This is a genomic window from Streptomyces pratensis, from assembly GCF_037137275.1.
Classification (GTDB): domain Bacteria; phylum Actinomycetota; class Actinomycetes; order Streptomycetales; family Streptomycetaceae; genus Streptomyces; species Streptomyces pratensis_B.
Window position 1 is genome coordinate 77,973 of the sequence record NZ_JBBBEN010000102.1, and the last position, 26,227, is coordinate 104,199.

Annotated in this window: 21 protein-coding genes and 2 tRNA genes; 17 read left to right on the top strand and 6 right to left on the bottom strand. The window is 71.1% G+C overall.

Annotation, left to right across the window (positions count from 1 at the left end; all coding sequences use genetic code 11):
- Window positions 1–387: 387 nt before the first annotated feature.
- The 5 genes from V9U70_RS27495 (at window position 388) to V9U70_RS27515 (ending at window position 4,571) form a co-directional block, all read left to right on the top strand.
- Window positions 388–2,607 (top strand): ATP-dependent DNA helicase UvrD2, encoded by a 2,220-nt coding sequence (locus V9U70_RS27495; RefSeq protein WP_336679591.1) that lies wholly within the window; start codon window positions 388–390, stop codon window positions 2,605–2,607.
- A gap of 167 nt (window positions 2,608–2,774) precedes the next feature.
- Window positions 2,775–3,104, top strand: coding sequence for a hypothetical protein (locus V9U70_RS27500; RefSeq protein WP_336679593.1), 330 nt, complete (start codon window positions 2,775–2,777; stop codon window positions 3,102–3,104).
- Window positions 3,105–3,280: 176 nt separating this feature from the next.
- A complete protein-coding gene (locus tag V9U70_RS27505; protein WP_336679595.1) occupies window positions 3,281–3,649 on the top strand; it encodes a WhiB family transcriptional regulator in 369 nt (122 codons plus the stop codon).
- Window positions 3,646–4,005: a hypothetical protein gene (locus tag V9U70_RS27510; RefSeq protein ID WP_336679596.1), complete on the top strand. Its 360-nt coding sequence runs from the start codon at window positions 3,646–3,648 to the stop codon at window positions 4,003–4,005. Before V9U70_RS27505 ends, V9U70_RS27510 begins: the two co-directional genes overlap by 4 nt.
- Before the next feature lie 362 nt (window positions 4,006–4,367).
- Window positions 4,368–4,571 carry a hypothetical protein gene (locus tag V9U70_RS27515; protein WP_336679598.1) on the top strand — a complete coding sequence of 68 codons (204 nt, stop codon included), beginning with the start codon at window positions 4,368–4,370 and terminating at the stop codon, window positions 4,569–4,571.
- 384 nt (window positions 4,572–4,955) lie between these two features.
- Here V9U70_RS27515 and V9U70_RS27520 read toward each other — a convergent pair whose 3' ends face one another.
- Together V9U70_RS27520 and V9U70_RS27525 are read right to left on the bottom strand one after the other, a co-directional pair.
- Window positions 4,956–6,383 (bottom strand): ABC1 kinase family protein, encoded by a 1,428-nt coding sequence (locus V9U70_RS27520; protein ID WP_336679599.1) that lies wholly within the window; start codon window positions 6,381–6,383, stop codon window positions 4,956–4,958.
- 64 nt (window positions 6,384–6,447) lie between these two features.
- Window positions 6,448–7,671 carry a ThiF family adenylyltransferase gene (locus V9U70_RS27525; RefSeq protein ID WP_336679601.1) on the bottom strand — a complete coding sequence of 408 codons (1,224 nt, stop codon included), beginning with the start codon at window positions 7,669–7,671 and terminating at the stop codon, window positions 6,448–6,450.
- Window positions 7,672–7,935: 264 nt separating this feature from the next.
- Here V9U70_RS27525 and V9U70_RS27530 point away from each other — a divergent pair, with 264 nt between their 5' ends.
- The 4 genes from V9U70_RS27530 (at window position 7,936) to V9U70_RS27545 (ending at window position 11,793) form a co-directional block, all read left to right on the top strand.
- Window positions 7,936–8,559: a M48 metallopeptidase family protein gene (locus V9U70_RS27530; RefSeq protein WP_336679603.1), complete on the top strand. Its 624-nt coding sequence runs from the start codon at window positions 7,936–7,938 to the stop codon at window positions 8,557–8,559.
- 180 nt (window positions 8,560–8,739) lie between these two features.
- Window positions 8,740–10,326, top strand: coding sequence for a TerD family protein (locus V9U70_RS27535; RefSeq protein WP_336679606.1), 1,587 nt, complete (start codon window positions 8,740–8,742; stop codon window positions 10,324–10,326).
- Window positions 10,327–10,337: 11 nt separating this feature from the next.
- Window positions 10,338–11,018 (top strand): AIM24 family protein, encoded by a 681-nt coding sequence (locus tag V9U70_RS27540; protein ID WP_336679608.1) that lies wholly within the window; start codon window positions 10,338–10,340, stop codon window positions 11,016–11,018.
- Window positions 11,019–11,037: 19 nt separating this feature from the next.
- On the top strand, window positions 11,038–11,793 hold the full coding sequence (locus tag V9U70_RS27545) for an AIM24 family protein (protein WP_336679610.1): 756 nt from the start codon (window positions 11,038–11,040) through the stop codon (window positions 11,791–11,793).
- A gap of 74 nt (window positions 11,794–11,867) precedes the next feature.
- Here V9U70_RS27545 and V9U70_RS27550 read toward each other — a convergent pair whose 3' ends face one another.
- Together V9U70_RS27550 and V9U70_RS27555 are read right to left on the bottom strand one after the other, a co-directional pair.
- Complete coding sequence (locus tag V9U70_RS27550) at window positions 11,868–12,425, bottom strand: NUDIX hydrolase (RefSeq protein WP_336679612.1); 558 nt, start codon at window positions 12,423–12,425, stop codon at window positions 11,868–11,870.
- Window positions 12,422–13,906 (bottom strand): zinc-dependent metalloprotease, encoded by a 1,485-nt coding sequence (locus V9U70_RS27555; protein WP_336679614.1) that lies wholly within the window; start codon window positions 13,904–13,906, stop codon window positions 12,422–12,424. Before V9U70_RS27555 ends, V9U70_RS27550 begins: the two co-directional genes overlap by 4 nt.
- Before the next feature lie 190 nt (window positions 13,907–14,096).
- Here V9U70_RS27555 and V9U70_RS27560 point away from each other — a divergent pair, with 190 nt between their 5' ends.
- The 3 genes from V9U70_RS27560 (at window position 14,097) to V9U70_RS27570 (ending at window position 17,317) form a co-directional block, all read left to right on the top strand.
- Window positions 14,097–15,239, top strand: coding sequence for an SDR family oxidoreductase (locus V9U70_RS27560; protein WP_336679617.1), 1,143 nt, complete (start codon window positions 14,097–14,099; stop codon window positions 15,237–15,239).
- A 93-nt stretch (window positions 15,240–15,332) separates the two neighbouring features.
- Window positions 15,333–15,794, top strand: a complete 462-nt coding sequence (locus V9U70_RS27565; RefSeq protein ID WP_336679619.1) for a molybdenum cofactor biosynthesis protein MoaE — start codon at window positions 15,333–15,335, stop codon at window positions 15,792–15,794.
- Between the two features lie 404 nt (window positions 15,795–16,198).
- Window positions 16,199–17,317: a YlbL family protein gene (locus tag V9U70_RS27570; protein ID WP_336679621.1), complete on the top strand. Its 1,119-nt coding sequence runs from the start codon at window positions 16,199–16,201 to the stop codon at window positions 17,315–17,317.
- 137 nt (window positions 17,318–17,454) lie between these two features.
- Here the strand turns inward: V9U70_RS27570 and V9U70_RS27575 are convergent, their stop codons facing one another.
- Window positions 17,455–18,015 carry a PPA1309 family protein gene (locus V9U70_RS27575; protein WP_336679623.1) on the bottom strand — a complete coding sequence of 187 codons (561 nt, stop codon included), beginning with the start codon at window positions 18,013–18,015 and terminating at the stop codon, window positions 17,455–17,457.
- A gap of 136 nt (window positions 18,016–18,151) precedes the next feature.
- On the opposite strand from V9U70_RS27575, the gene V9U70_RS27580 reads away from it, so the two are divergent.
- The 4 genes from V9U70_RS27580 to V9U70_RS27595 all read left to right on the top strand — a co-directional run bounded on the left by V9U70_RS27580 (window position 18,152) and on the right by V9U70_RS27595 (window position 23,998).
- Entirely contained in the window at window positions 18,152–21,217 is a 3,066-nt protein-coding gene (locus V9U70_RS27580; RefSeq protein WP_336680113.1) for a UPF0182 family protein, read from the top strand.
- 42 nt (window positions 21,218–21,259) lie between these two features.
- Window positions 21,260–21,333 (top strand) — tRNA-Met (locus V9U70_RS27585).
- A gap of 225 nt (window positions 21,334–21,558) precedes the next feature.
- Window positions 21,559–23,733, top strand: a complete 2,175-nt coding sequence (locus tag V9U70_RS27590) for a tetratricopeptide repeat protein (RefSeq protein ID WP_336679624.1) — start codon at window positions 21,559–21,561, stop codon at window positions 23,731–23,733.
- A gap of 191 nt (window positions 23,734–23,924) precedes the next feature.
- Window positions 23,925–23,998 (top strand) — tRNA-Met (locus V9U70_RS27595).
- Between the two features lie 165 nt (window positions 23,999–24,163).
- Here V9U70_RS27595 and V9U70_RS27600 read toward each other — a convergent pair.
- Window positions 24,164–24,580 carry a Fur family transcriptional regulator gene (locus tag V9U70_RS27600; RefSeq protein WP_336679625.1) on the bottom strand — a complete coding sequence of 139 codons (417 nt, stop codon included), beginning with the start codon at window positions 24,578–24,580 and terminating at the stop codon, window positions 24,164–24,166.
- A 169-nt stretch (window positions 24,581–24,749) separates the two neighbouring features.
- Here V9U70_RS27600 and V9U70_RS27605 point away from each other — a divergent pair, with 169 nt between their 5' ends.
- On the top strand, window positions 24,750–26,219 hold the full coding sequence (locus V9U70_RS27605; protein WP_336679626.1) for a catalase: 1,470 nt from the start codon (window positions 24,750–24,752) through the stop codon (window positions 26,217–26,219).
- Window positions 26,220–26,227 lie beyond the last annotated feature (8 nt).

Sequence of the window (26,227 nt, forward strand, 5' to 3'; positions counted from 1 at the left end):
GTCCGAGCATCCGCCGGTGTCCCGCACGGGAGGGAACATACGGGAAGCCGCCTCCATTCCCCCAGCCGCACCGACGCAGCGGTGGCCCGCCGCGACCGGTCCACGCGGATGGGAAGCGGGACACGGAGCCGGACACGCGGCACGGAACCGCGGAGCACGCCGCCCGAACCGCGGAGCACGGACGTACCGAGCGCCAGGGCCGAGCACAGGGCCCGAGCGCCAAGGCTGAGAGGCAGCCTGAGTCGCAGTCGCAGTCGCAGTCGCAGCCGCAGGCGGGCTCGGGGGAGGGGCGTCGCCGCGGGGGAGCGCCGCCTACCAGTACGACGAATACCTCACCCCTGTGGACAACCACCGCACTCGCCCCTCCCGACCTGGCAGCATGGCGGGGTGACAGCAGCAACGCACTCCACCCTCTTCCCGCAGGTCCCCGAGACGCCGGACGCCGTGCTCGACGGGCTCGACCCCGAGCAGCGCGAGGTGGCCCAGGCCCTGCACGGGCCCGTGTGCGTGCTGGCCGGAGCGGGCACGGGCAAGACCCGCGCGATCACCCATCGCATCGCCTACGGGGTGCGTTCCGGAATCCTCCAGCCGGCCACCGTGCTCGCCGTCACCTTCACCAACCGGGCGGCCGGGGAGATGCGCGGGCGGCTCCGGCAGCTCGGGGCGACAGGTGTGCAGGCGCGGACCTTCCACTCAGCCGCGCTCCGCCAGCTTCAGTATTTCTGGCCGAAAGCCGTCGGTGGCGAGCTGCCCCGGCTGCTGGAGCGCAAGGTCCAGCTGGTCGCCGAGGCGGCCGTCCGCTGTCAGCTCCGCCTCGACCGCAACGAGCTGCGGGACGTCACCAGCGAGATCGAGTGGGCCAAGGTCACCCAGACCGTGCCCGCCGACTATCCGGCCGCCGTCGCCAAGACCCAGCGGGACGTACCGCGCGATCCGGCGGAGCTCTCCCAGATCTACTCGATGTACGAACAGCTCAAGCGCGACCGTTCGGTGATCGACTTCGAGGACGTGCTGCTGCTCACCGTCGGCATCCTCCAGGACCGGCACGACATCGCCGACCACGTGCGCACCCAGTACCAGCACTTCGTCGTCGACGAGTACCAGGACGTCAGCCCCCTCCAGCAGCGGCTGCTCGACCTCTGGGTCGGGGACCGCGACAACCTCTGCGTCGTCGGGGACGCCAGCCAGACCATCTACTCCTTCACCGGCGCCACCCCCGACCACCTCCTGAACTTCCGCACCCGCCACCCCGGGGCCACCGTGGTCAAGCTGGTCCGGGACTACCGCTCCACCCCCCAGGTGGTCCGTCTCGCCAACGGACTGCTGAGCCAGGCCCACGGCAAGGCCGCCGATCACCGGCTCGAACTGGTCTCGCAGCGCGAGAGGGGCCCCGAGCCCGTCTACGCGGAGTATCCCGACGAGCCCACAGAGGCCGAGGGCACCGCCCGGCGTGTCCGCGATCTGATCGCCGCGGGTGTGCCGGCCGGCGAGATCGCCGTGCTCTACCGGGTCAACTCCCAGTCCGAGGTCTACGAGCAGGCCCTCGCGGACGCCGGGGTGCCCTACCAGCTGCGCGGGGCGGAGCGGTTCTTCGAGCGCGCCGAGGTCCGTGAGGCGGGCACCGCCCTGCGCGGCGCGGCCCGCGCCGGAGGCAACGACTCCCTGCTCGACGGGGCCGAGGGGCTGCCCTCCCAGGTCCGTGCCGTGCTCTCCACCAAGGGCTGGACCGGTCGGCCGCCCAGCGGGTCGGGGGCTGTGCGCGACCGCTGGGAGTCGCTGGCCGCGCTGGTGCGGCTGGCAGAGGACTTCGAGGCGGCCAAGCCGGGTGCGACCCTGTCCGACCTGGTGCGAGAGCTGGACGAGCGGGCGGCGGCTCAGCACGCCCCGACGGTCCAGGGGGTGACGCTGGCCTCGCTGCACTCGGCGAAGGGCCTGGAGTGGGACGCGGTGTTCCTCGTCGGCCTGAACGAGGGCATGATGCCGATCGCCTACGCCAAGACCGACGAGCAGGTCGAGGAGGAGCGACGTCTGATGTACGTGGGCATCACCCGCGCCCGCGTCCACCTCTCGCTCTCCTGGGCCCTGTCCCGGTCCCCGGGCGGCCGGGCGAGCCGACGTCCGACCCGTTTCCTCAACGGACTGCGACCGGGCTCCGGAGCGGCGGGCCCGCGCAGCGGAGCCGCCGGCAGCGGAGGGATCGATCGGGGCCCCGGCCGCGCCGCGGCCGCCGACCGAACCCCGGCGGTCGAGCGGAAGCACCGGGGGCCGGCGCGGTGCCGGGTCTGCGGCCGGACGCTCACGGACGCCGGTGAGATGAAGCTGATGCGGTGCGAGGAGTGCCCGTCCGACATGGACGAGGCGCTGTACGGACGGCTGCTCGACTGGCGTGCTGCCCAGGCGGCCCTGCTGGGGCAGCCCGACTTCTGTGTGTTCACCGAGAAGACACTCATGGCGATCGCCGAGGCAGCGCCGTCCACCGAGGGCGAACTGGTCGTCATCGCTGGGGTCGGCAAGCGCAAGCTGAACCGATTCGGCACCGATGTCCTGGCCATCTGCGCAGGTGAGACGGTCGATGAGGAGCCTTTGACGGGCAGCGGCGAGGAGTGAGGAAAACTCGTCGGGAAAATAGTTTGCGCCCGCCCCAGTCGTCACCATAGGTTCTTAACCACGGGAACAGCGACTTCTCTGAAGCCGTGAATCCGTGCTGTACTTATCCGAATACGCAGGACCGGTCAAGGCCGGTCCCCCCGAGACGCCGAGAGGAGGCGATTGAAGTGATCAGCATCATCGAGACCCAGAAAATGACCGATCTCTCGGTCGTCTCCGCCTGCTCGCTCGGCCTCGCCCGTTCCTCGGCTGCCTCGCTCTGCGCCACCGGTCTGTCCGGCGTCTCCGCCGCGCGTCCGCTGTCCCCCGCGAGCCTCCCCGTGGTCCGGGAGCGTAACGAGCGACCGATCGAGGCGTCGGCGGCAGCAGTAGTGAAGGCAGCACAGGCCGAGGCCTATGCCTTTACGGCAGTCGGCGCCGGAGTCGAGAAGCAGACGCAGCACCACCACACGATGTGGGCCTTCCGTGGGCCTGAACCCTGGAGCGATCCAGCCTGATCCAGCATCAGGTCGGCTCCTTCAGGGCCGCGGAACCCCACTCGGGTTCCGCGGCCCTTTTGTTTTGTCCGAACGGACGAGACGGAACGAAGGAGCCTCGGGACTAGCAGGACCTGGTACCAACAGCCGCCAACCGGCCAACAGGCCGGCACGACCAGACGAGGACACCACCCACCGTGCACATCGAAACGCACGCCCCGTCAGTACCGCTTTCCGACTCGATCTCGCCGCCCGGTTCCACGGAGGACCCCACCTTGACCCCGCTCACCACGCTCACCGCACTCGACGACGCCATCGAGAACCTCGGCGTGCCCGTCCCCTGCCGCTCCTACGACCCTGAGGTCTTCTTCGCCGAGTCGCCGGCCGATGTCGAGTACGCCAAGTCCCTCTGCCGTACCTGCCCGCTCGTCGAGGCCTGCCTCGCCGGCGCCAAGGACCGGCGTGAGCCGTGGGGCGTCTGGGGCGGTGAGCTCTTCGTCCAGGGCGTCGTCGTGGCCCGCAAGCGTCCGCGGGGCCGTCCGCGCAAGAACCCGGTCGCAGCGTGACCGCCACCTGCGGGACCCCCGCCCCCACACGCAGGAAGCGCCTGGGAACCATCGACCGTCCCCACACCCATGACCCCCGGAATCAGGCACCGATGACCACCCCCACGAAGGAGCCCGTCGGCTCCGCCACCCCCGACGTCACCATCACCGGCGCGAACGACTCGCGTCAGAACAGGACCCGCGAGATGCAACTCATCCCAGAAGCCCTGGCGCGTGCGCATATGCACGACCGCCTGCGGGAGGCCCAGGCCGACCGTCAGTCCGTGCGTCTGATCAGCGCCCGCCGGATGCAGCGCCGAGCGGAGCGCGCCTCCCTGCGCGCCCGACGGGCGCTGGCGATGGCGGTCATGCACTGACGCCAATGGCCGCCGACCGGGAGGAACCTCTCTGGGTCTCCACGGCTGAACACCGGCGCCGACCCCGGCCCAGGCCCCGGCAGTGCTACCGGTGCCGGGGCTGGTACCGGTGCGCGGGGCCCGCTCCGGCCCAGGCTCAAGCCCAGGCTCCGGCCGCGGCCGCGGCTCTGTACCGGCCCAGGCACCGGTACCGGGGCTGGCGCCGGTGCCGGTGCCTGGCGCGGGACAGGGCGGGCCACGGTCCGGCCCCGGTCAGCGCCCGCCCCGTCGCGGGGCCCTTCCGGTCACGGACGGCCCCGCGACGCGTTGTACCGTCGTCCCACCGGCCGTCGTCCCACCGGCCGCCGGGCTATCGTCGAGGGGTGGACGAGGAGACCCGACGCCCCGAACGATTCCCCTGCGGACGTGTGGTGTGCGCTCGCTGCGAGACCGCCGCCGAAGGCGACACGGCCCCTGTGACGTGGCTCTGCTCCGTGGAGGACGGAAGCCGTCTCTACTTCTGCGACACCTGCGCCCGCCTCCACATCCGCGCGATCGAAAGCCGGCTCGACTCTCTCTGGTGGTGACCACCACCTGGCCCCGCGCCTCGCCCCACTGCCCGCGCCCGCCGGGCTTGGGCCCCGCCGGGCTTGGGCCCCGGCCCACGAACGTGCCGGCCCCTCGCGGCCTCGGACTCCACTGCCCGACCTCCTTGTCCAAGACCTCGCGGTGATCGAGACATGGGCTGACGCCCGACGGCTTCACCCCTTCACTCCAGGCGCTCGGCTGCTCCGGCCGCTGCGGCTGTGCCCGCTCCGGCTCTGGCCCCTCGCCTGGCTCGCCGCTCCAGCTGATCGGAGCGCCCTGCCCCGGTCGGGGTCGCGGATTGGCTCGCGGCTCGCTGACGTCCCGACCTCCTTCCCGGCGTAGCCGCAGCCTTCCTGCTCCTCGTCCTTTGTGCCCGCCTCGACTCAGTCGGTGGGCACCGCGTCCTCGGCGTCTTCCGGAAGGAAACCGGGGAGCCAGGCCGCCAGCTCGTCCCGCAGGCGAACCGTCGCACCCAGTTGGCACAGCACCCCGATCGTGCTGAGGGTCACCCGGTGTATCAGGACGTATGACGGAGGCAGGTTCAGCTGTCGACCGAGCTGGTGGGCCGGGGAGCGCGGATCGGCTATCCGTGCCGCCTGTTCACGGAGCCAACTGCGGGTGAAGGTGAACTCCTCCGCCTGGGCCGGGGCGATGATCGGCAGCAGATAGTCGAGAACCTCGTCCGGGTCCAGCTCGATGGACTCCTTCACGAAGCCCTCCTCGCGCAGCAGCCGGTACACCGTCGCGCCATCGCCCTCCAGCGTCAGCCGCAGGGAGTCGCCGATGGTCTGCGGCAGCCCGCCCGGCAGCCGGTCGACCGTGCCGAAGTCCATCACCCCCAGGCGCCACGATCCGGTGGAGCCGTCCTCCGCGCCCTCGGCGTCCTCCGCGCTTCCCGCCTCCGCGCCGCTCGCGTCGGCGGTCGTGCGGGCCGCCGGCGGCAGCAGCCGGAAGTTGCCCGGGTGCGGGTCGGCATGGAGCAGACCGGTGCGGGCCGGCCCGGAGAAGAGGAAGCGCGCCAGCAACTGACCCGCGCGGTCCCGTTGCTCCGTCGTCCCGTCCGCGATGATCTCGGCCAGCGGTATGCCGTCGATCCACTCCGTCACCAGCACCTGCTCGGACTGGTGCACGACGTGAGGGATCACCACGTCAGGATCGTCCGCGAACTCCACAGCGTGGTGCCGCTGTGCCTGGGCCTCCAGTTCGTAGTCCAGCTCCTCCGTCACCCGGTCGCGCAGCTCCTTGATGAGCGGCTTGACGTCCATGCCCGGGACGAGCGGGCCGAGGAGCCGGGCGAAGCGGCTGAGCTGGGCGAGGTCGGAGAGCAGCGCCGCGCCCGCGCCGGGGTACTGAACCTTCACGGCCACCTTGCGGCCGTCGTGCCACACCGCTCGGTGCACCTGCCCGATCGAGGCGGCGGCCGCAGGTGTGTCCTCGAATTCCTGGAAGTAATCCCGCCAGTCCTCTCCGATCCGTTCGGCGAGGACACTGTGCACCGTGCGGGCGGGCAGGGGCGGCGCGGCCTCCTGCAGCTTCGTCAACGCCGCCCGGTAGGGCCCGGCGACTTCCTCGGGCAGTGCCGACTCGAAGACGGAGAGGGCCTGGCCCAGCTTCATGGCCCCGCCCTTCAGCTCGCCCAGGGTCTTGAACAACTGATCCGCCGTGCGCTGCTGCATCTCACGGGCGACCAGCTCGGCGGGCTTCCCGCCGATGCGTTTGCCCAAGCCCCACGTGGCACGGCCTGCGAAGCCGAGCGGGAGCGCGGCCAGTTTGGCCGTACGCGTAACCGCCTTCCGGGGAAGATCAGACATGTGCCCCTCCAGTTCCCAGACTGCCGTGCCGCTCCAGCCTCCGGCATCACACCGTCGACGGCGGTCACCCGACCATTGTGTCCTGCGCCTGAACGGCCGCAGAGGCCCCTTCCCCTTTAACGCCCTCTGCCGCGCCGCAGACGCAGTCCGCGTGCGGGCCGACCCGCTCGGAACGCCAGTCCAGCAGGGGCAGAGCAGTCTCCCACCGGGTGCCGGTACTGGCGGGCAGCTCACCGTCGAGAAAGGCCAGAGCGTGGGCCGCGGCGAGGCCGGCGACCGCTGTGGCGAGCCCCAGGTCGCAGGCGGGCACCGCCCCTCGTCGTCCGGATCGCCACTGCGCCAGCATGCGGGGCCACTGCGGGTCCCGCTCCGCGCGATGAAGCTCCAGGCATCCCGCGCAGCCGGTGCCTCCGGGCAGGACGAGCGGTCCGACCACACCCGTGGCCTCGACCACCCCTGTATAGAGGTGAGGAGTGCCGGAAGCCATCCACGGGCTCGCCGTGTCCGGGACGGGCGCATACCCGCTGAGGCCCTCCCGCGGTGCGACGACGATCAGGGAGAGGCCGGGCTGTGCGGAGCCCTCAGGCGGGCCGGCCGCCCTCGCCCGGGCCGATTCCGCACCACCCGTCGCGGCCCGCCCCACCCCTGCCGGCACCCGTCCCACCCGCCCCGCCGCCGCTGACCGGGGAGCGGGACCGGGGGCCGACCGGCGGACGAGCCGGCGGGCGGCCACGTCGCGTCGTTCTCCCACGGAAGCGGAGGGGAGCCCGGCGGGCGCCACGTCCCAGGGCTCGGCCCGGCCCCCGTCCAGCACGTCGACATGACCCACTCCCGCGCCGGAGAGCACCGAGGCGATCGAAGCGCCGAGCCGCCCCGCGCCCCGCACCTGGACGCGCATCGACTGCCGGGCCGCCATCCGGCGCAGTCCTCCGCCCGGCTCGGGATGGGCGACGGAGAGCGAGGCCACATCGGGGCGCTGGCGGTCCATCACCTCGGCCCGATGGCGCAGCGCCTCGGCGTGCGGCCCGGCCGATCTCGGATCGTCGAGGAGCCCGGCCCCCACCAGCCGCTCCAGCAGCACGTCGACATGGTGATCCGAGAGACCCAGCCCCCGCGCCTCCTCGTACAGGAGCGGCAGACCACGGGTGCCGTCGAGCAGTTCCAGGAAACTTCCGGTGGCGATGTCCACCGGGCCGAGCCTCACCGCGTGCGCGGGCGTGACACCGAATTGCACGGTGTTCCGTCCGCGCCAGGCGCGGTGCAGTGCGGGCTTCAGCATCGGATACATGTCGTCTCCCCCGAGTGGTGTCGCGATCACGGAAGCGGGAGGGCCCCGGCCACCGCGCACGGTCCGCGCAGACGGCTGCGCGGACCGGCGATCCGCGCAACCGTCCCCGCGGACCTCTGCCAGAATGCGGGTCGGCGGGGAAACGTGCGTCGAGTTGTCCACAGGCTGGGCCATCAGTCATCTCATCGTGCGGGGCCTGGGTCCGAGCGCAGCCCAACCGCCCCCGGGCGGGACGTCCGCGCGGTCGGCGGGTAACGTCGTGGCGTGCCCGTCGACCCGTCGTCCGGCTCCGCCGGGGACGCCCCCGCGCACGGAACCGGTGACCCTCAGCGCGGCGCGGCAGCCCACACGGCCCGCGCCGCGGCGTCCAGCGCGGTCGAGGTCCGCAGGAGCACGCGACGCAGAAGGACGGTCTCCGCGTACCGGGAGGGCGACCGCACGATCGTGCTCATCCCCGCCCGGTTGTCCGAAGCGGAGGAGCGCCGGTGGGTGGGCGTGATGCTCGACAAGCTCGCCGTACAGGACAAGAAGCGCGTCCTCGGCGACACGGAGTTGGAGGAGCGCGCGCTGCGACTGTCCGCCCAGTACTTCGAGGGCCGGGCGCGGCCCGTTTCGGTGCGCTGGGTGACCAACCAGAACACCCGCTGGGGCTCGTGTACCTCCGCGGAAGGCAGCATCAGACTCTCGCACCGGTTGCAGGGCATGCCCGAGTACGTCGTCGACTACGTCCTTCTTCACGAGCTCGCGCACCTGCTCGTCTCCGGCCACGGCCCGAAGTTCTGGCGTCTGCTGGAGGCGTATCCCCGCACCGAGCGGGCTCGCGGCTACCTCGAGGGGGTGGCGGCCGCCGAGCGACTGCCACGCCCGTCCGCCGACGGCGAGGAGTGAAACACCAGAGTCCTCGCCTCGGACGTTCGGTGATCCGCGGCGTCGCGTTCGGCGACGGTGTGCCGGACACGGGCCAGCCCGGGTTCTGTACCGGGTGTGTACCGACTTGGCCGGATGTCGTCGATTGCGGCTAGCCTGACGCGACGCATTCACCTTCGGGATGGGGGACGGTCGTTACGCATGGCCAGGGAATTCCAACGCGGCCACAAGGCCAAGATCAGCGATCTCACTGCGGGGACGGATCTGTACGTAGGCGTACAGATCGCCGCCCCGGGGCTGACCTTCGATATCAGTTGCTTCGGCCTCGACGCCGACGAACAGCTCTCGGACGACCGGTATTTCATCTTCTTCAATCAGCCGAAATCGCCCGAGGAGTCCATCCAGCTTCTCGGTGCCCAGGCCGGTGACACCGAGTCCTTCCGCGTCACGCTCGACCGCATTCCGGCCGCCATCCAGAAGCTCTCCTTCACCGCGACCCTCGACGGGGCCGGGCAGATGTCGCAGATCGGGCCGGGATACATCCGGATCGTCGCGGGCGGCGAGGAAGTGGTCCGGTACTCCTTCACCGGGGCGGAGTTCACCACCGAGCGCGCGGTAATGCTCGGCGACTTCTATCTCAAGGACGTCTGGCGTTTCGCCGCCGTCGGGCAGGGCTTCGACGGCGGACTCGACGCGCTGCTGAAGAACTTCGGCGGCGAGGTCGCCGAGGAGGAGGCGCCGCCCGCACCGCCCGCCGCCGCCCCGGGGTTCGCCCCACCGGCCCAAGCCGCGACGCCCCCGGCCTTCGGAGCACCCCCCGCCCCGCAGCCCGCGCCGGCCTTCGGCGCGCCGCCCGCGGCCGCACCCGCCCCCGCGCCCCCGCAACCGACGCACGCGGCACCGACGATCGCGGCCCCTCTGGCCCCGCAGGCCCCTCTGGCACCGCAGACGCCGAGCCCGCCCCCGTACGGTCAGCAGCCGCAGCAGTTCGGCCAGGTGCCCGGTCAGGGGGCGGCCCCCACGGCGCCTTTCGGCCAGCAGGCTCCAGCCCCGTACGGCCAACCCGCTGCCGTGCCGTTCGGGCAGCAGCCCCCCGGCGGCGTGCCCCAAGGTGTGCCGCCCGCCGGTGCGGGACTCCAGGCGGCTCTGCAGCTGTACAAGGAGACCCCGACCGGACAGCGCTGGACCCCGCAGAATCAGCAGCTCATGCGGGTCGACCTGACCATGGGCGGCTCCGGCGTGCTGGCCCGCCAGGGCAGTATGGTGATGTACCAGGGCAAGGTGGACTTCGGCTACAAGAGCGCCGGGTTCGTCGGGCGCGTCGTCGGCAACGCCACCGGCCAGGAGATGCAGCTGATGCGCTGCACCGGCCGCGGCCAGGTCTTTCTCGCCGAAGAGGGCTCGCATCTGCACCCGATCGAGCTGCAGGGCGATGCCGTCTGCGTCTCCGCCGAGAGCGTCCTCGCCTTCGACGAGTCCCTCCACTACGAGGTCCGCCGGATCGAGGGGCACGGCATCCCCGGCGGCGCGCTGTTCACCATGCAGTTCCAGGGCTCCGGCACCGTGATCATCAAGACCCACGGCACTCCGGTCGTCCTGCCGGTCACGCCCACCACGTTCGCCGACTGCAACGCCGTCGTCGCCTGGTCGGCCGCCTCGCAGGTGATCGTCTCCAGCCAGGTCCGGCTGCGCCGCAACGCGTACCCGGGGCACAGCGGAGAGACCGTGAACCTCCAGTTCCGGGGAGCCCCCGGGAACTTCATCGTCGTCCAGCCCTACGAGGTCTGAGGGAGCCCGTCATGAACCAGCAACTCGCGGGCTTCGTCCCGACCCCCGTCTCGGCCCGCATGGAGAACCACGGCAAGACCATGCTCAAGGTCGCCATGGCCTCAGGGCAGGACCTCTACGCGCGCACCGGTTCGATGGTGGCGTACGAGGGCTTCATCCAGTACGAGCCCAACCCGCCGGCCGTCCGGCAGATCGCCTCCCAGTGGATCTCCGGCGAGGGCGCCCCTGTCATGAAGTGCTCCGGGGACGGCCTCCTCTACCTCGCCGACTACGGCGCCGACGTGGTCGTCATCAATCTCGACAACGACTCTCTCTCCGTCAACGGCACCAACCTCCTCGCCTTCGACGCCCACCTCACATGGGGCGTCGAGAAGGTCAAGGGACTCGCCAAGTTCGCCGGACAGGGGTTGTGGAACGTCGTCGTCCAGGGCACCGGCTGGGTCGCCATCACCTCCCGCGGCACCCCCGTCGTCGTGGACTGCGGACGCGGCGAGGACGAGACGTACGTCGACCCGGACGCACTGGTCGCCTGGTCCCCGAACCTCAAGTTGAAGGGCAAGCGCAGCTTCAAGGCCGGCGCACTGATCGGCCGCGGCAGCGGCGAGGCGTACCAGATGGCCTTCTCCGGCCAGGGCATCGTCGTCGTCCAGCCGAGCGAGGACAGTACGGACCGCCTGCGAATCCGGAACTGAGGGGGAGGAAGAACACAGCATGCAGAGTCCGCTTTTCCGTCATACCGAGCAGCAGACCCAAGACCGCTACGCGATGCAGAACCCGCAGCTTCTGCGGGTGGCCCTGACCGGCCAGGACGACCTCCTCGCGCGCAAGGGGGCCATGGTCGCCTACCAGGGACTGATGGACTTCGACGGCGAGTACCAGTCGCGGGGGCAGCGCCGCGCCCGCGCGCAGACCGGCGAAGGCCTCGACCTGATGCGCGTCTCCGGACAGGGCACGGTCTACCTCGCCAACCTCGCCCAGCACATCCACGTCGTGGACGTCGACCGGGAGGGGATGACCGTGGACAGCTCCTACGTCCTGGCACTCGACTCCTCGCTGCACACCGAGGTCATCGCGGTGGACAGCCAGTACGGGATCTCCGGCAGCGGCAAGTACCAGCTCAACGTCTCGGGCTCGGGCAAAGTCGCCCTCATGACCTCGGGCCAGCCCCTGATGATGCACGTCACGCCCGAGAAGTACGTCAACGTCGACTCCGACGCGATCGTCGCCTGGTCCAGCTCCCTGCGTGTCCAGATGCAGGCCCAGACGCACTCCACGGGCGTCCTCAGGCGTCGCGGAAACACCGGTGAGGGCTGGGAGCTCAGCTTCCTCGGCCAGGGTTTCGCCCTCGTCCAGCCGAGCGAGGTCATGCCCCCGCAGCACGCCCAGATCGGCCAGGGCGCCGGCGCCCAGTTCGGTGTGGGCCGGCAGGGGGCCCACGGCCAGAACCAGAACAACGCCTGGAACTGACCCTCCTCCGCCGAGCCCAGCGGTGAGGGGCGGCCTTCACAGAGGCCGCCCCCCCCAACCCACGGCCCCGCCGGCTACCGGCCCGTCCGCCCCAGCCGGGCGCGGGTCGCCTCCAGGAGCCGAGCGACGGACGCGTCGGCCACCGCGGCCACCTCGTCGTAGGCGAACCAGCGCAGCTCAAGGGACTCCTCGCTGATCCGCTCCGCCGCGCCGGTAGGAGCCAGCGCGGCGTACTGCACATCGAGGTGTGTGTTGCAGGGCGGCGGGATGGGATGCCGGTCCAGCCGGACCGGGCCGCCCGGCAGCAAGGTGAGTCCGGTGACGCCGGACTCCTCCGTCGCCTCGCGGAGCGCCGCCGCCTCCAGGGTGGCGTCCCGCGGCTCGCAGTGGCCGCCCATCTGCAACCACATGCGCAGCTTCCTGTGCAGGGTCAGCAGGACGCGGCCGCGCCCGGGATCGACGACCAGGGCGCTGGCCGTCACATGGCCGGCCTCGCAGGCCTTCCAGACGCCCTCTTCGTGGCGCGCCAGATGATCCAGATAGGCCCGACGCAGCTCCGCCTGGCCACCACCGTCCTCGCCCTCGGGGGCATAATCCCTCAGCACGAGGACGGCGTCGTCGCGGAGGCTCACCGGTCGGCGCCGCCCGTGCCGTTCTCCCCGCCCTCGCCGTCGCCCTCGTCCTCGGCGGCGTCGGTCTTCGACGCGTCCTCCGCGGCGGTGTCCCGCGCTGCCGCAGCGGGCCCGCCTCGTCCCTTCGCCGCCTCGCCGAGCATCTTGTCCAGCTCGGAGAAGTCGGCCTGCTCGTGGTGCACGAAGCCGTCCGGGTCGTCCAGGTCATAGGCCGTGGGGAGCATGTCCGGGTGCTCCCACAGCGCGTCGCGGCCCTCAAGGCCGCGGGCGTCGGTGAGGGAGGCCCACAGGCGGGAGGCGTCACGCAGCCGCCGCGGGCGCAACTGCAGACCGATCAGGGTGGCGAAGGTCTGCTCGGCCGGGCCGCCTGAGGCCCGACGCCTGCGCATCGTCTCGCGCAACGCGTCGGCCGAGGTCAGCCGGGACTTCGCGGCCTCGTGGACCACCGCGTCCACCCAGCCCTCCACCAGGGCCAGAGCCGTCTCCAGCCGGGCCAGGGACGCCTTCTGCTCCGGCGTGTCCTCGGGCTGGAACATGCCCTGCTGAAGGGCGTCCTGCAGCTGCTCCGGCTGCGAGGGGTCGAACTGGCCGACGACGTCCTCCAGCTTGCTGGTGTCGACCTTGATGCCGCGCGCATACGCCTCGACGGCGCCGAACAGGTGGGAGCGCAGCCACGGCACATGGGCGAAGAGCCGCTGGTGAGCGGCCTCGCGCAGGGCCAGATACAGCCGGACCTCGTCCTGCGGGACGCCCAGGTCCTTGCCGAGCTGCGCCACGTTCAACGGGAGCAGCGCCGCCTTGCCCGCCGGGCCCAGCGGCAGCCCGATGTCGGTGGAACCCACCACCTCACCGGCCAGGACGCCCACGGCCTGCCCGATCTGCTGGCCGAACATGGCACCGCCCATCGACCGCATCATGCCGATCAGCGGGCCCGCCATGGCCTGCATCTCCTCGGGCAGCACGTCGCCCATGGCCAGGCCCACCCGCTCGGCCACCGGGTCGACCAGCTGCTGCCAGGCCGGCAGCGAGGCCTCGACCCACTCCGCCCGGCTCCACGCCACGGTGGAGACCGAGCCGGAGGGCAGCGACGTCACGCCGTCCAGCCACAGGTCGGCCAGCCGCAGTGCCTCGTCGACCGCCGAGCGCTCGGCGGGGCCGACGCTCGCGTCCTTGGTTCCGTCCGGTGTGCCCTGCGAGACCGTCTGGCGGGCGATCTGCTTGGCCATGTCCCAGTTCACGGGACCGCCCTCGTAGCTCAGCATCTGGCCGAGCTGCTGGAAGGCCGCGCCGAGGTCGTTCGGGTTCATCGAACCGAACATCGCGGCGAACGGGTTGTCACCGCCCGCCCCCGGTCCGAAGCCGAACGGGTTTCCCATCCCGCCCGCGCTCTGCCCACCTTCGGTGGGGTCCTTCTTCTTGCCCTCGTCGCCGTTCTCCGGCTCCTCCGGCGGAAGGCCGAATCCGAATGGGGTGTCACTCACGGGTTTCCTCGGCTCGTAGGGCCGCCGGCTCGAACCGACGGCGACTGCCCGACATCACCATCCAGCGTAGACACCACGCCCGCATCGGGCCTCAGTGCTCCGCCGGCTCCCGGCCTGCGGCAGGATGGACGCCACCTGGTACGTACGCGTCATTCGGGTACGTACTGAAGACAACCGCTGGAGACGCCCGGTGAGTTCCCCAGATCCACAGGTTCGCGCAGCGCGAAACCTGACCGCCACCTCGCCCGAGAACACACCCGAAAAGAAACGCTCCCGTAACCGGGGCCCCGTCGTCGCGGTCACCGGCGCCGCGAGCGGCATCGGTGAGCTGCTGACCGCCCACCTCGCCGCTTCCGACGCGATCAAGCAGGTCATCGCCATCGACGAACGCCGCGGCGAGGTCTCCGAGGCGACCTGGCACATCCTGGACGTCCGGGACCCCGCGATCGCCGAGAAACTGCGTGGCGCGGACGTCGTCGTGCACCTGGCGCTCGATCTCGACCTGGAGACCGACCCGGCCGCCCGCACCGCGTACAACGTGCGGGGCACCCAGACCGTCCTCACCGCGGCCGCGGCCGTCGGCGTCCACCGCGTCGTGCTGTGCACCTCGGCGATGGTCTACGGGGCGCACCCCGACAACGACGTGCCGCTCTCCGAGGACGCCGAACTGCGTGCCACCGCGGAGGCCACCGGAGTCGGCGACCTCCTGGAGATCGAACGGCTGGGACGGCGGGCCCCGCGCGCCCATCCGGGGCTCGACGTCACCGTCGTGCGTCCCACCGTCCTGGTCGGCGGCACCGACACCGCCCTGACCCGCTACTTCGAGTCCCCGCGCCTCCTCGTCGTCGCCGGCTCGCGCCCCACCTGGCAGTTCTGCCACGTCGACGACCTCGTGACGGCCCTGGAGTACGCCGCTCTGGAGAAGATCGACGGCGAGTTCGCGGTCGGCTGCGACGGCTGGCTGGAGCAGGAGGAGGTCGAGGAGCTCAGCGGCGTACGCCGGATGGAGCTGCCGTCCGCCGTGGCGCTCGGGGCCGCCGCCCGGCTGCACCGGATCGGCCTCACCCCCTCCCCGGCCGGCGACCTCGCGTACACGATGCATCCCTGGGTGGTCAGCGTGAGCCGGCTGCACGACGCGGGGTGGCGGCCGAAGTGGACCAACGAGGAAGTCCTCGGCTCCCTCCTGGAAGAGGTCGAGGGCCGCCACACCCTCGCCGGACGCCGCCTCGGCCGCAAGGACGCCACAGCGGCCGGCGCCGCCGGCGCCACGGTCGCCCTGCTCGGCACCGCCGCTCTGGTCCGCCGTGCCCGCAAGGCCCGCCGCCGCATCTGACGGCGCCCTCTGTAGGAGGCTCCAACCCGGTCGCCCGGACGCCGGTCGATCAGGCCATTCCTGGATGTCGGCGCCGTACGGCACGATGGAGGCATGGCACGCACCCAGGACCACCCCGGCGAGCAGGCGGCTTCGGACCCCATCCGGCTGCTGGCGATCCGGGAGACACCGCTGTCCGTCGACGAGATCTTCCGGGCCGTCGGAGACGACGCGGCGGGCGGCATCGCGCTCTTCGTCGGCGCCGTGCGCAATCACGACGGGGGGCAGGACGTCGGCGCGCTGGGCTATTCGTGCCACCCCTCCGCCGAGGAGGAGCTGCGCCGGGTGGCGGAGAAGGTCGCCGCCGACTTCCCGGTCCGGGCCCTGGCGGCCGTCCACCGAGTGGGTGATCTGGAGGTGGGCGATCTGGCCGTGGTCGTCGCCGTCTCCTGCCCGCACCGCGCCGAGGCGTTCGAGGCGTGCCGCAGGCTCATCGACGACCTCAAGCACGAGGTCCCGATCTGGAAGCACCAGCGATTCTCCGACGGTACGGAGGAGTGGGTCGGAGCCTGCTGAGCGCAAACCGGACCGGGGCGCATCAACCCCGATTTGCGTAACCGGGCCCCTGCCGTGAGCGTTGGTCTTCCGGATCGTTAATCTGCTGATCGGTCACTCGGTCGCTCATGGGGTAGGGAGGTCGTGATGGCGGCACTCGCTTGGTTGTTGATTCCACTGTTCGCTGCTGTCGGCGGTGCGATATGGGCGCGTTGGGCTGCTCGCAATCGCACGACCGGCGATGTCACCGAGCTCGCCGGGTACGCCAGGTTCCGTGACGCGATGGAGAAGACGCACTCCGGTTCCGAGGCCGTCTGAGACCGCCGATCGCCGCGTGAGGCCCTTCCGCCGCGTGCCGGTCTCCCCTTCCTCGTACGGCCCGGCCCCGGCGGTGCACTGACAGGCCCTTCCCGTACTGTCGTTCCATGCCACGCCGCACCGCGACGATGCTCGCCTCCACCCTCGTTCTCATCGCGCTGCTCTGCGCAGGCGTGCTGATCAAAGTGCCGTACGCGGAGATGTCTCCGGGACCGACCGTCAACACGCTGGGCGAAGCGCGTGGTGAGCCCGTCCTCCAGGTCTCCGGCCGCAAGACGTACCCCACGTCCGGGCACCTCAACATGACGACGGTCCGGGTCACCGGGGCGGAGTACCGGATGAACCTCGTCGAGGCCGTCTACGGCTGGCTGGCCCACGACAGTGTCGTGGTGCCGCACGACACCCTCTACCCGGACGGCAAGACCGAGGAGCAGTCGACCCAGGAGAACGCCGAGGAGTTCAGCCAGTCACAGGAGAGCGCCAAGGTGGCCGCCCTGCGGGAGCTGGACATTCCGGTGTCCACCCAGGTCATCGTCTCCTCGGTCGTCAAGGGCAGTCCCTCCGAGGGCAAACTCCACGCGGGGGATGTGATCAAGGCCGTCGACGGCACGGCGGTCAGGAAACCCGCGGACGTCGCGGACCTCGTCACGGAGCACCGGCCCGGCGAGGACGTCACGTTCACCGTCGTCCCGGCCGAGGACGCAGCCGCTGCGGAGAAGGCCGGCCGGGCCCCGGAGGGCGGCGAAAAGGTCACCATCACCACCGAGGAGGCATCCGACACCGGGGACGGCGGTGGGGCGGGCGCGAAGAAGGGCCGGGCGATCGTCGGGATCAGGGCCGGGACGGACCACACGTTCCCGTTCGAGATCGACATCAAGCTCGCGGACGTCGGCGGGCCGAGCGCCGGGCTGATGTTCTCCCTGGGCATCATCGACAAGCTGACCCCGGGCGATCTGACCGGTGGGAAGTTCATCGCGGGCACCGGCACCATCGACGACGCCGGCAAGGTCGGTCCGATCGGCGGCATCACCATGAAACTGGTGGGCGCCCGTGACGCCGGCGCCCGGTACTTCCTCACCCCCGACGACAACTGCGCCTCGGCCGCCGAGGACACCCCGGACGGGCTGACCCTGGTGAGGGTCAAGACCATCGAGGACGCGAAGAAGTCACTGGAGCAGATCCGCGCGGGGAAGACCGAGGGCCTGCCGAGCTGCTCGGCCGGCTGACGCACGCTCCACAGGGGGCCACGGGGAGCGCCCGCCCCGCCCCGGGAGCCACGAGCAGGCCGGCCGATCCGCCGTGAAGCGCACGGAGGCCGGCCGTACCGCCCGGAGCCGGTCGGCGGGCCCGGGCGGCTGGCGGGTCAGGCCTCGAATGTCGCGGCGAGAGCCTCGGCGAGACCGGGGACCAGGCCGGCGCCCGTGAGGACCTCGGTCGGGGAGTCCTTCTCCCGCAACCGTACGGCCGACTCACGCGCCCCGTCGCGCAGGACTGCCACGGTCATCCGTACCTCCTGCCGGTCCGGATGGTTCGCCACCCATGTGGTCAGCTGCTTCTCGTCGAGCCCTTCCGGCACGGAGGCCTCGGCGGACGGCGGCAGCATCAGCCGCTCCACCGTCATGGCGCATCCGGCCACGGCGTCGGGCCAGGCGATCGTGCCGAGGAAGTCGTCCAGCGCCGTACCGGCGGGGAGCTCCTCCTGCTCGATCGGGGTGAGGGAAGCGGTCGTGGCGGCGGAGTCGTCCAGACCGAGCTGGGTGGCGAGAGCGGGCTCCTGGGCCCGCAGCCGGGCGGTGTCGACCAGGGCGAACAGCCGTGCGGGCTGGTCCCAGCCGAGCGTGGAGGCGTAGGCGTCGATTTCGAGGACGGCGACGGTGAGCGGGCTCGCTGCCATCGGGGGTCCTGCGGGGGAAACGTTGGGCATGGGCAATATCCTGCCTCCTTCCACCCCGGGAACGGGAACTAGGTAAAGCTTCAGTAAGTTGCATAGGTGGGCTCTAGGATCGCTGAGCCTGTTTCCCACGACCGCGAACTTCGAGGTGCGCACGTTGGCTTTCCAGATGCCGGACCGCGGCGGAGGCCCGACCGGGCCACGGATCAGAGTCGGCCGCCCGTCCCGGCGCGCCCGTACCCTGCTCATGACACTGGGCGTCCTGGCGGTCCTCGCCATGGCCTTCGTCATGTTCGCGGGGTTCTGGACGGACTGGCTCTGGTACAGGTCGGTCGCGTATTCATCCGTCTTCACCACCACCCTGTGGACCAAGATCGGGCTCTTCCTCGTCTTCGGACTGCTGATGGCGCTCGCCATCGGCGTGAACGTCTGGCTCGCGCACCGGCTCCGGCCGCCGCTGAGCGCGATGTCCCTGGAACAGCAGAGCCTGGACCGCTACCGCATGAGCATCGCCCCCTACAAGAAGTGGGTGCTGCTCGCCGTCACGGCGCTCGTCGGGCTGATCGCCGGAGCGTCCGCCTCCGGCCAGTGGCGCACCTGGCTGATGTATGTCAACGGCGTGCCGTTCGGCCAGAAGGACCCCCAGTTCAACCTGGACGTCGCCTTCTTCGCCTTCGACCTGCCGTGGTATCGCTTCCTGCTGGGCTTCGGCTTCGCGGCGACGGTGCTCTCGCTGATCGCCGCGGCCCTGACCCACTACCTGTACGGCGGGCTGCGCATCACCAGCCCCGGCGCCCGCGCCACCGGCGCGGCCACCGGCCACCTGTCCGTGCTGCTCGGCATCTTCGTCTCCCTGAAGGCCGTGGCGTACTGGCTCGACCGGTACGGACTGGCGGTGAAGTCCAGTGACTTCAAGGCCACCGACAACTGGACGGGCCTGCGGTACGTCGACGCCAACGCCTACCTCCCGGCGAAGACCATCCTGTTCTGCATCGCCGCGATCTGCGCCGTGCTTTTCTTCGCGACGCTGTGGCGCCGCACCTGGCAGCTGCCGGTCATCGGCTTCGGTCTGATGGTGCTCTCGGCGATCCTGATCGGCGGGCTCTACCCGCTGATCGTGCAGAAGTTCCAGGTCCAGCCGAACGAGCAGGCCAAGGAGGCGCCGTTCATCCAGAAGAACATCGACGCCACTCGCGACGCCTACGACATCGATGACGCGCAGGTGGACGACTACGAGGGCCAGGCGACGACGAAGGACGACGCCAGGCTGCGGTCCGTGGCCAACACAGCGGCCAGTTACCGCGTGATGGACCCCAACGTCGTCTCCCCGGCCTTCCAGCAGCTCCAGCAGAAGAGGAACTACTACCAGTTCCCCAAGACGCTGGACGTCGACCGCTACAAGGGCGAGGACGGCAAGGAGCAGGACACCGTCATCGGTCTCCGCGAGCTGAACATCCAGGGCCTGCCGAAGCGGAACTGGATCAACGACCACTTCACGTACACCCACGGCTACGGCGCCATCGCGGCCCGGGGCACCACCACCGGCACCAACCCGACGGGGTCCCCGGACTTCATCGAGTCGGGCCTGCCCTCCACCGGTGAGCTGGGCGAGTACGAGCAGCGGATCTACTACGGCGAGAAGACCGAGCAGTACTCCATCGTCGGCGGGCCCCAGAAGGAGCTCGACTACGAGGAGGACGGCGAGAAGACCACCAGCTACAAGGGCGACAGCGGGGTCAGCCTCTCCAACTCGTTCAACCGCGCCGCGTACGCGGTCGCCTTCAGCGAGCCGCAGATCATGTACTCGGGAGCCATCGGCGAGGGCTCGCGGGTTCTGTACAACCGCACGCCCAAGGAGCGTGTGGAGGCGGTCGCCCCCTGGCTGACCATCGACGGCGACGCCTACCCGGCGGTCGTCGGCAACCGGATTCAGTGGATCGTCGACGCCTACACCACGTCGAACGGCTACCCGTACGCGTCCCGGACGACTCTCGGCGACACCACGGCCGACTCGCTGACCACCAACCAGCGCGCGGTCGTCGCCCAGGAGAACCAGGTCAACTACATCCGCAACTCGGTGAAGGCCACCGTCGACGCGTATGACGGCAAGGTCAAGCTCTACGAGTGGGACACCAAGGACCCGGTCCTCAAGACCTGGCGCAAGGCGTTCCCGGGGACGGTGGAGCCCCGGGGCGACATCCCGCAGGAGCTCATGGACCACCTGCGGTATCCGCAGGACCTCTTCAAGGTCCAGCGCGAGCTCCTCACCCGGTACCACGTCGAGGACCCCGCGCAGTTCTACAGCGGCAGTGACGCGTGGCAGGTGCCGGACGACCCGACCAACAAGGAGCCGGGCGCCGTTCCGCCGTACTACCTGAGCATGAAGATGCCGGGCCAGGACGCGCAGCAGTTCTCGCTGACCACCACGTTCACCCCCAAGGGACGCCCCAACCTGGGCGCCTTCATGGCGGTGAACGCCGACGCGGCCAGCAAGGACTACGGGACCATGCGGCTGCTGAGAGTCACTACCACGGTGAAGGGCCCGGGCCAGGTCCAGAGTGAGCTCAACGGCAACGACGACGTGGCCGAGTTCGTGAGGAACCTCAAGGGCACCGACTCGGACATCGAGTACGGCAACCTGCTGACGGTGCCGCTCGAAGGCGGGTTCCTCTATATCGAGCCGGTCTACACGCGCGGTGGTACGCAGAACTACCCGCTGCTGCGCAAGGTGGCCGCTTCGTACGGCTCGGAGATCGTCTTCGAGAACAACCTGGGAGACGCGCTCAACGCGGTCTTCGGGGTCGACGGCGACGCGGAGACGACGCCGCCCGATCCCAGCGAGCCGCCCGGCGACACTCCCGAGGAGCCCCCCGCCACGGGCAGTGCCGCGCTCGAGAAGGCCATCGCGGACGCCCAGAAGGCGTACACCGATGGTGAGAAGGCGCTGCAGGAGCAGGACTGGCCCGCCTACGGCAAGGCCCAGGAGGCTCTGCAGGAAGCTCTGGAGCGGGCCGCCGCCGCGCAGCCGAAGGCCGGAGGCGAGGGCGACAGCGCCGACAAGCCGGAGGGCGAGGCCAAGCCGGAGGGCGGGGCCGAACCGGACGGTGACGCCAAGCCCGCGGGCGCGGCAGAGCCGGTGGGCGCCGAAGAGCCGGCGGGCGAGGGCAGGACGGAGGCGGCCGGGAAGACCGGTGCTGCCGCCTCGGCCGCGCAGGGCGGCGACCAGGGCAGCTGAGCAGGAGCCGCCCCGCGCCGTGGTACGGTTTGAACACAACGGCGCGGGGTGGAGCAGCTCGGTAGCTCGCTGGGCTCATAACCCAGAGGTCGCAGGTTCAAATCCTGTCCCCGCTACTGAAAAGACGAAGGCCCGGATCTCCTAGGAGATCCGGGCCTTCGTCGTGTTGCTGTCCCTGTACGCAGCGGCTTCTCGAACCGTGGGCGTGAAGTGCGGGTCGCGGGGCACGAGTTGGCTCCGGGCGTGTTTGACTTATCTCTCTGTGGGCATGTCGACAAAACGCTGAAGTGACCTCACTGGCCGCGATATACGAGGTGACGCGGGTTACAGGTGGTGCGACGATGGTATTTATGGGGGACAGGGCAACTCTGTTGGAGACAGGGCGGTTTGTGCAGCGGCGCGGCAAAGCGGCGGAAAGTGCCGCGGACGCGGCTTTCGCCGCCGCCATCGCCGGGGCGGCCGCAGCGGACGTCAGCACGTCCGCCGCAGTGGCCGCCACCAGCTCGCAGGAGACGGGGACCGCGGTGGCGACCGCGCTCCTGGGCGGGGGGCGCACCACGGACAGGACGGCCGGATCATCGCGTGCCGGTGCCCCGGAGGGGGCCGCCTCCGACGAGGGCATCACGGACGCGGTCGACGCGGCGGACAGTGCCGAGACCGAGGCGCGCCACCGGCGTGCCGCCGAAGCGGGGGACACCGCCTCCATGAGCGTCCTGGGCGCGCTGCTGTTGCGCCGGGGCGAGCTGGACGGCGCGGAGATGTACCTGCGCGCCGCCACCGCCGACGGAGACCGGGCCGCCGCGAACAACCTGGGCGTCCTGCTCCACCAGCGCGGCTACCCGGACGAGGCGGCCGGCTGGTGGCGCATCGCCGCGGTGGCCGGTTCCGCCGCTGCCGCGCACGCGCTGGGCCGGCACTTCCGCGAGCGCGGCGACGAGCCCGGCGCCGAGTACTGGCTGCGGCAGTCCGCCGAACAGGGGCATGCGCTCGGCGCCTACGCGCTGGCCGACCTCCTGGAGCACCGCGGTGACGTCGGGGCCGAGCGCTGGCTGCGGGCAGCCGCAGAGCAGGGGCACCGTGAGGCCGCCTACCGGTTGGCCCGCACCCTGGAGCGGAACGCCGTCGAGGACCCGCACGAGGCGTTCGGCCTGGGCCGGGGGACCGGCTCAGGGCGGACGGCTCCGGGGTTCGGGCTCCGTGGCGATCCGACCGAGTCCGGCATCCGTGCGACGCGCGCCGCGCACGCGGACACGGACGCGAAGAGGGCCGAGGGTGGAGACAGTCCCGTCGCGGGGCCCGCCGCCGGGCGGGTCGGAGAGGCCGAGCAGTGGTACCGGCAGGCAGCTGCCCGGGGCCACCGGCGCGCGGCGCTGCACCTCGGCGCGATCCTGGAGCAGCGGGGCGAGCTCAAGGAGGCCGGCCGCTGGTATCTCACCGCCGCCAAGGAGGGCGAGCCGCGCGCGGCCTGCGCCCTGGGCTTCCTGCTGCGCGACGCCGGCGACGAGGAGAGCGCCGCCGTGTGGTGGCTGCGCGCGGCCCAGGACGGCGACGGCAACGCCGCCAACGCACTGGGCGCCCTGCACGCCGCCCGCGGTGAGCAGCAGACCGCCGAGCGCTGGTACCGGGCGGCCATGGACGCCGGGGACGTCAACGGCGCGTACAACCTCGGGCTGCTCTGCGCCGCCCAGGACCGGACCCCGCAGGCCGAGCAGTGGTACCGCCGGGCGGCGTACGCCGGGCACCGCGAGGCCGCCAACGCGCTCGCGGTGCTGCTGCTCCAGGCCGGGGACCACACCGGCGCCGAGCCCTGGTTCTCCAAGGCGGCGGAGGCGGGCAGCGTGGACGCGGCCTTCAACCTCGGCATCCTGCACGCCGGACGGAACGAGGACCGCACGGCGCTTGTCTGGTACCAGCAGGCCGCGGCGGCCGGGCACACCGATGCCGCGCTCCAGGTCGCCATGGCGCTGTTGCGCGACGGTGATGACCGCGAGGCCGAGCGGCATCTGCGCTGCGCGGCGGGCGGAGGCAGCGCGGAGGCGGCGTTCCGGCTGGCCGGGGTGCTGGACGCGCGCCAGCCGCCGCCGGGCCCGCCCGCGCTGGGTGAGCCGATGCCGGAGAAGACCGAGTGCGAGGAGTGGTACGAGCGGGCGGCCCAGCAGGGCCACCGCCGCGCCCAGGTCCGTGTCGGCATGCTCGCTGCCGCCCGCGGGGACATGGAGAGCGCCGCTCACTGGTATCGCGAGGCGGCAGAGGCGGGCAGCCGCAACGGGGCCTTCAACCTCGGGCTGCTGCTCGCCCGCGAGGGCAGCGAGCGCGAGGCAGCTCTGTGGTGGAGCCGCGCGGCGAACGCGGGCCACGGCCGCGCCGCCCTGCGTCTGGCGCTGCTGGCCGCGCGCCGGGGCGAGCTCACCGAGGGGCAGCGCTGGTGCGCGCGGGCCGTGGAGCTGGGGCCGGCGGAAGTGGCCGAGCGGGCTGCGCGGCTGCGCGAGGCTCTGCACCAGGAGCTGACCGCGTAGCGCCGCGCGGTCGGCAGGAGGGGCGTCGGTCTGCCGTCGGCCGTGCCCAGGGGCCGGCCGTCACAGGCCCGCTCCTCGGTGACGGTTCTCCCGCCTGTGCCGTCCAGGCGGGGCACCCGGCTGGCGCCCGGTGGGACCGTGGGAACGAATTTGCGCCGCTCGACCTGTTGACGTAACGTTGCATTCATCGCCGCGGGGTGGAGCAGCTCGGTAGCTCGCTGGGCTCATAACCCAGAGGTCGCAGGTTCAAATCCTGTCCCCGCTACTGTAAGACGAAGGCCCGAATCCACTGGATTCGGGCCTTCGTCATGCGCGGCGGGCCTTCGTCTTGCGCGAGGAACCGCCGAAGGCGGAGCGGGCCGCCCCAGGGGCGCGGTCGGGCTCCCCGGCGCGACCCGGGAGGGTTCCGCGCTCGGGCGAAACCCTCCGCTCAGGCGGCGGAGCAGTTCGGGCAGATACCGCGGTACGTCACCTCGACGTCGGAGACCGTGAAGCCGTAACGCTCGTCCGCCGACAGGTCCGCCAGCGGGTTGCCCGACGGGTGCACGTCCCGGATCGCGCCGCACTGGGCGCAGACCAGGTGGTGGTGGGGGCGGTGCGCGTTCGGGTCGTAGCGTTTGGCGCGGCGGTCGGTGGAGACCTCCAGCACCTCGCCGAGGGACACCATCTCCCCAAGGGTGTTGTAGACGGTGGCGCGAGAGATCTCGGGCAGTCTCGACACGGCCCTCGCGTGGACCTCGTCCGCCGTCAGGTGCACATGGTCCCCGTCGAGGACCTCTGCCACGACACGCCGCTGCGCCGTCATGCGCCAGCCGCGTCCGCGAAGTCGTTCCAACAGGTCGCTCATGCGTCTCAGCCTAACAGTGGGGGGACCGAGTCCCGATCGGGTGTGACTTTGGATGTTCACTTGACTTAGACAATGTCCATTGTAGGATCGGGACCGGCATACGCCAAGGGACAGGCTGTGCGGAACATCGACCGACGACCGAGATCGGCCGATCACCGAAGTGCAGGACATGACGCAGGAGGCGCACGTGACGCAGGGACCCCTCACAACGGAGGCCGGCGCGCCGGTGGCCGACAACCAGAACAGTGAGACCGCCGGCGCCGGCGGTCCGGTCCTCGTCCAGGACCAGGCGCTGCTGGAGAAGCTCGCCCACTTCAACCGCGAGCGCATCCCGGAGCGGGTCGTGCACGCCCGTGGCGCCGGTGCGTACGGCACGTTCACGCTGACCCGTGACGTCTCGCAGTGGACGCGGGCCGCGTTCCTCTCCGAGGTCGGCAAGCAGACCGAGACGTTTCTGCGCTTCTCGACCGTCGCGGGCAACCTCGGCTCCGCCGACGCGGTGCGCGACCCGCGCGGCTTCGCGCTGAAGTTCTACACCGAAGAGGGCAACTACGACCTCGTCGGCAACAACACCCCGGTGTTCTTCATCAAGGACGCCATCAAGTTCCCCGACTTCATCCACACCCAGAAGCGCGACCCGTACACCGGCTCGCAGGAGGCGGACAACGTCTGGGACTTCTGGGGTCTTTCGCCCGAGTCGACCCACCAGGTGACCTGGCTCTTCGGTGACCGCGGCATCCCGGCCACGCTGCGCCACATGAACGGGTACGGCTCTCACACGTACCAGTGGAACAACGAGGCCGGTGAGGTCTTCTGGGTGAAGTACCACTTCAAGACCGACCAGGGCATCAAGAACCTCACCCAGGCCGAGGCCGACAAGCTCGCAGGTGAGGACCCCGACAGCCACCAGCGCGATCTCCGTGAGGCGATCGAGCGCGGGGACTTCCCCTCCTGGACCGTGCAGGTGCAGGTCATGCCGGCGGCCGAGGCGGCGACCTACCGCTTCAACCCGTTCGACCTCACCAAGGTGTGGCCGCACGAGGACTACCCGCCGATCGAGATCGGGAAGCTCGAGCTCAACCGCAACCCGGAGAACATCTTCGCCGAGGTCGAGCAGTCGATCTTCAGCCCCGCGCACTTCGTGCCGGGCATCGGCCCCTCCCCGGACAAGATGCTCCAGGGCCGGCTCTTCGCGTACGGTGACGCCCACCGCTACCGCGTCGGCATCAACGCCGACCACCTGCCGGTGAACCGCCCGCACGCCACAGAGGCGCGGACCAACAGCCGGGACGGCTTCCTTTACGACGGCCGTCACAAGGGTGCGAAGAACTACGAGCCGAACAGCTTCGGCGGCCCGTTCCAGACGGACCGGCCGCTGTGGCAGTCGATCCCCGTCACCGGCGGCACCGGCAACCACGAGGCCTTCACCCACGCCGAGGACAACGACTTCGTGCAGGCGGGCAACCTCTACCGGCTGATGTCGGAGGACGAGAGGGGCCGGCTCGTGGACAACCTCGCCGGGTTCATCGCCAAGGTCTCGCGCGACGACATCGCCGAGCGCGCGATCAACAACTTCCGCCAGGCGGACGGCGACTTCGGCAAGCGGCTGGAAGCCGCGGTCCAGGCCCTTCGCGGCTGACCAGGCGC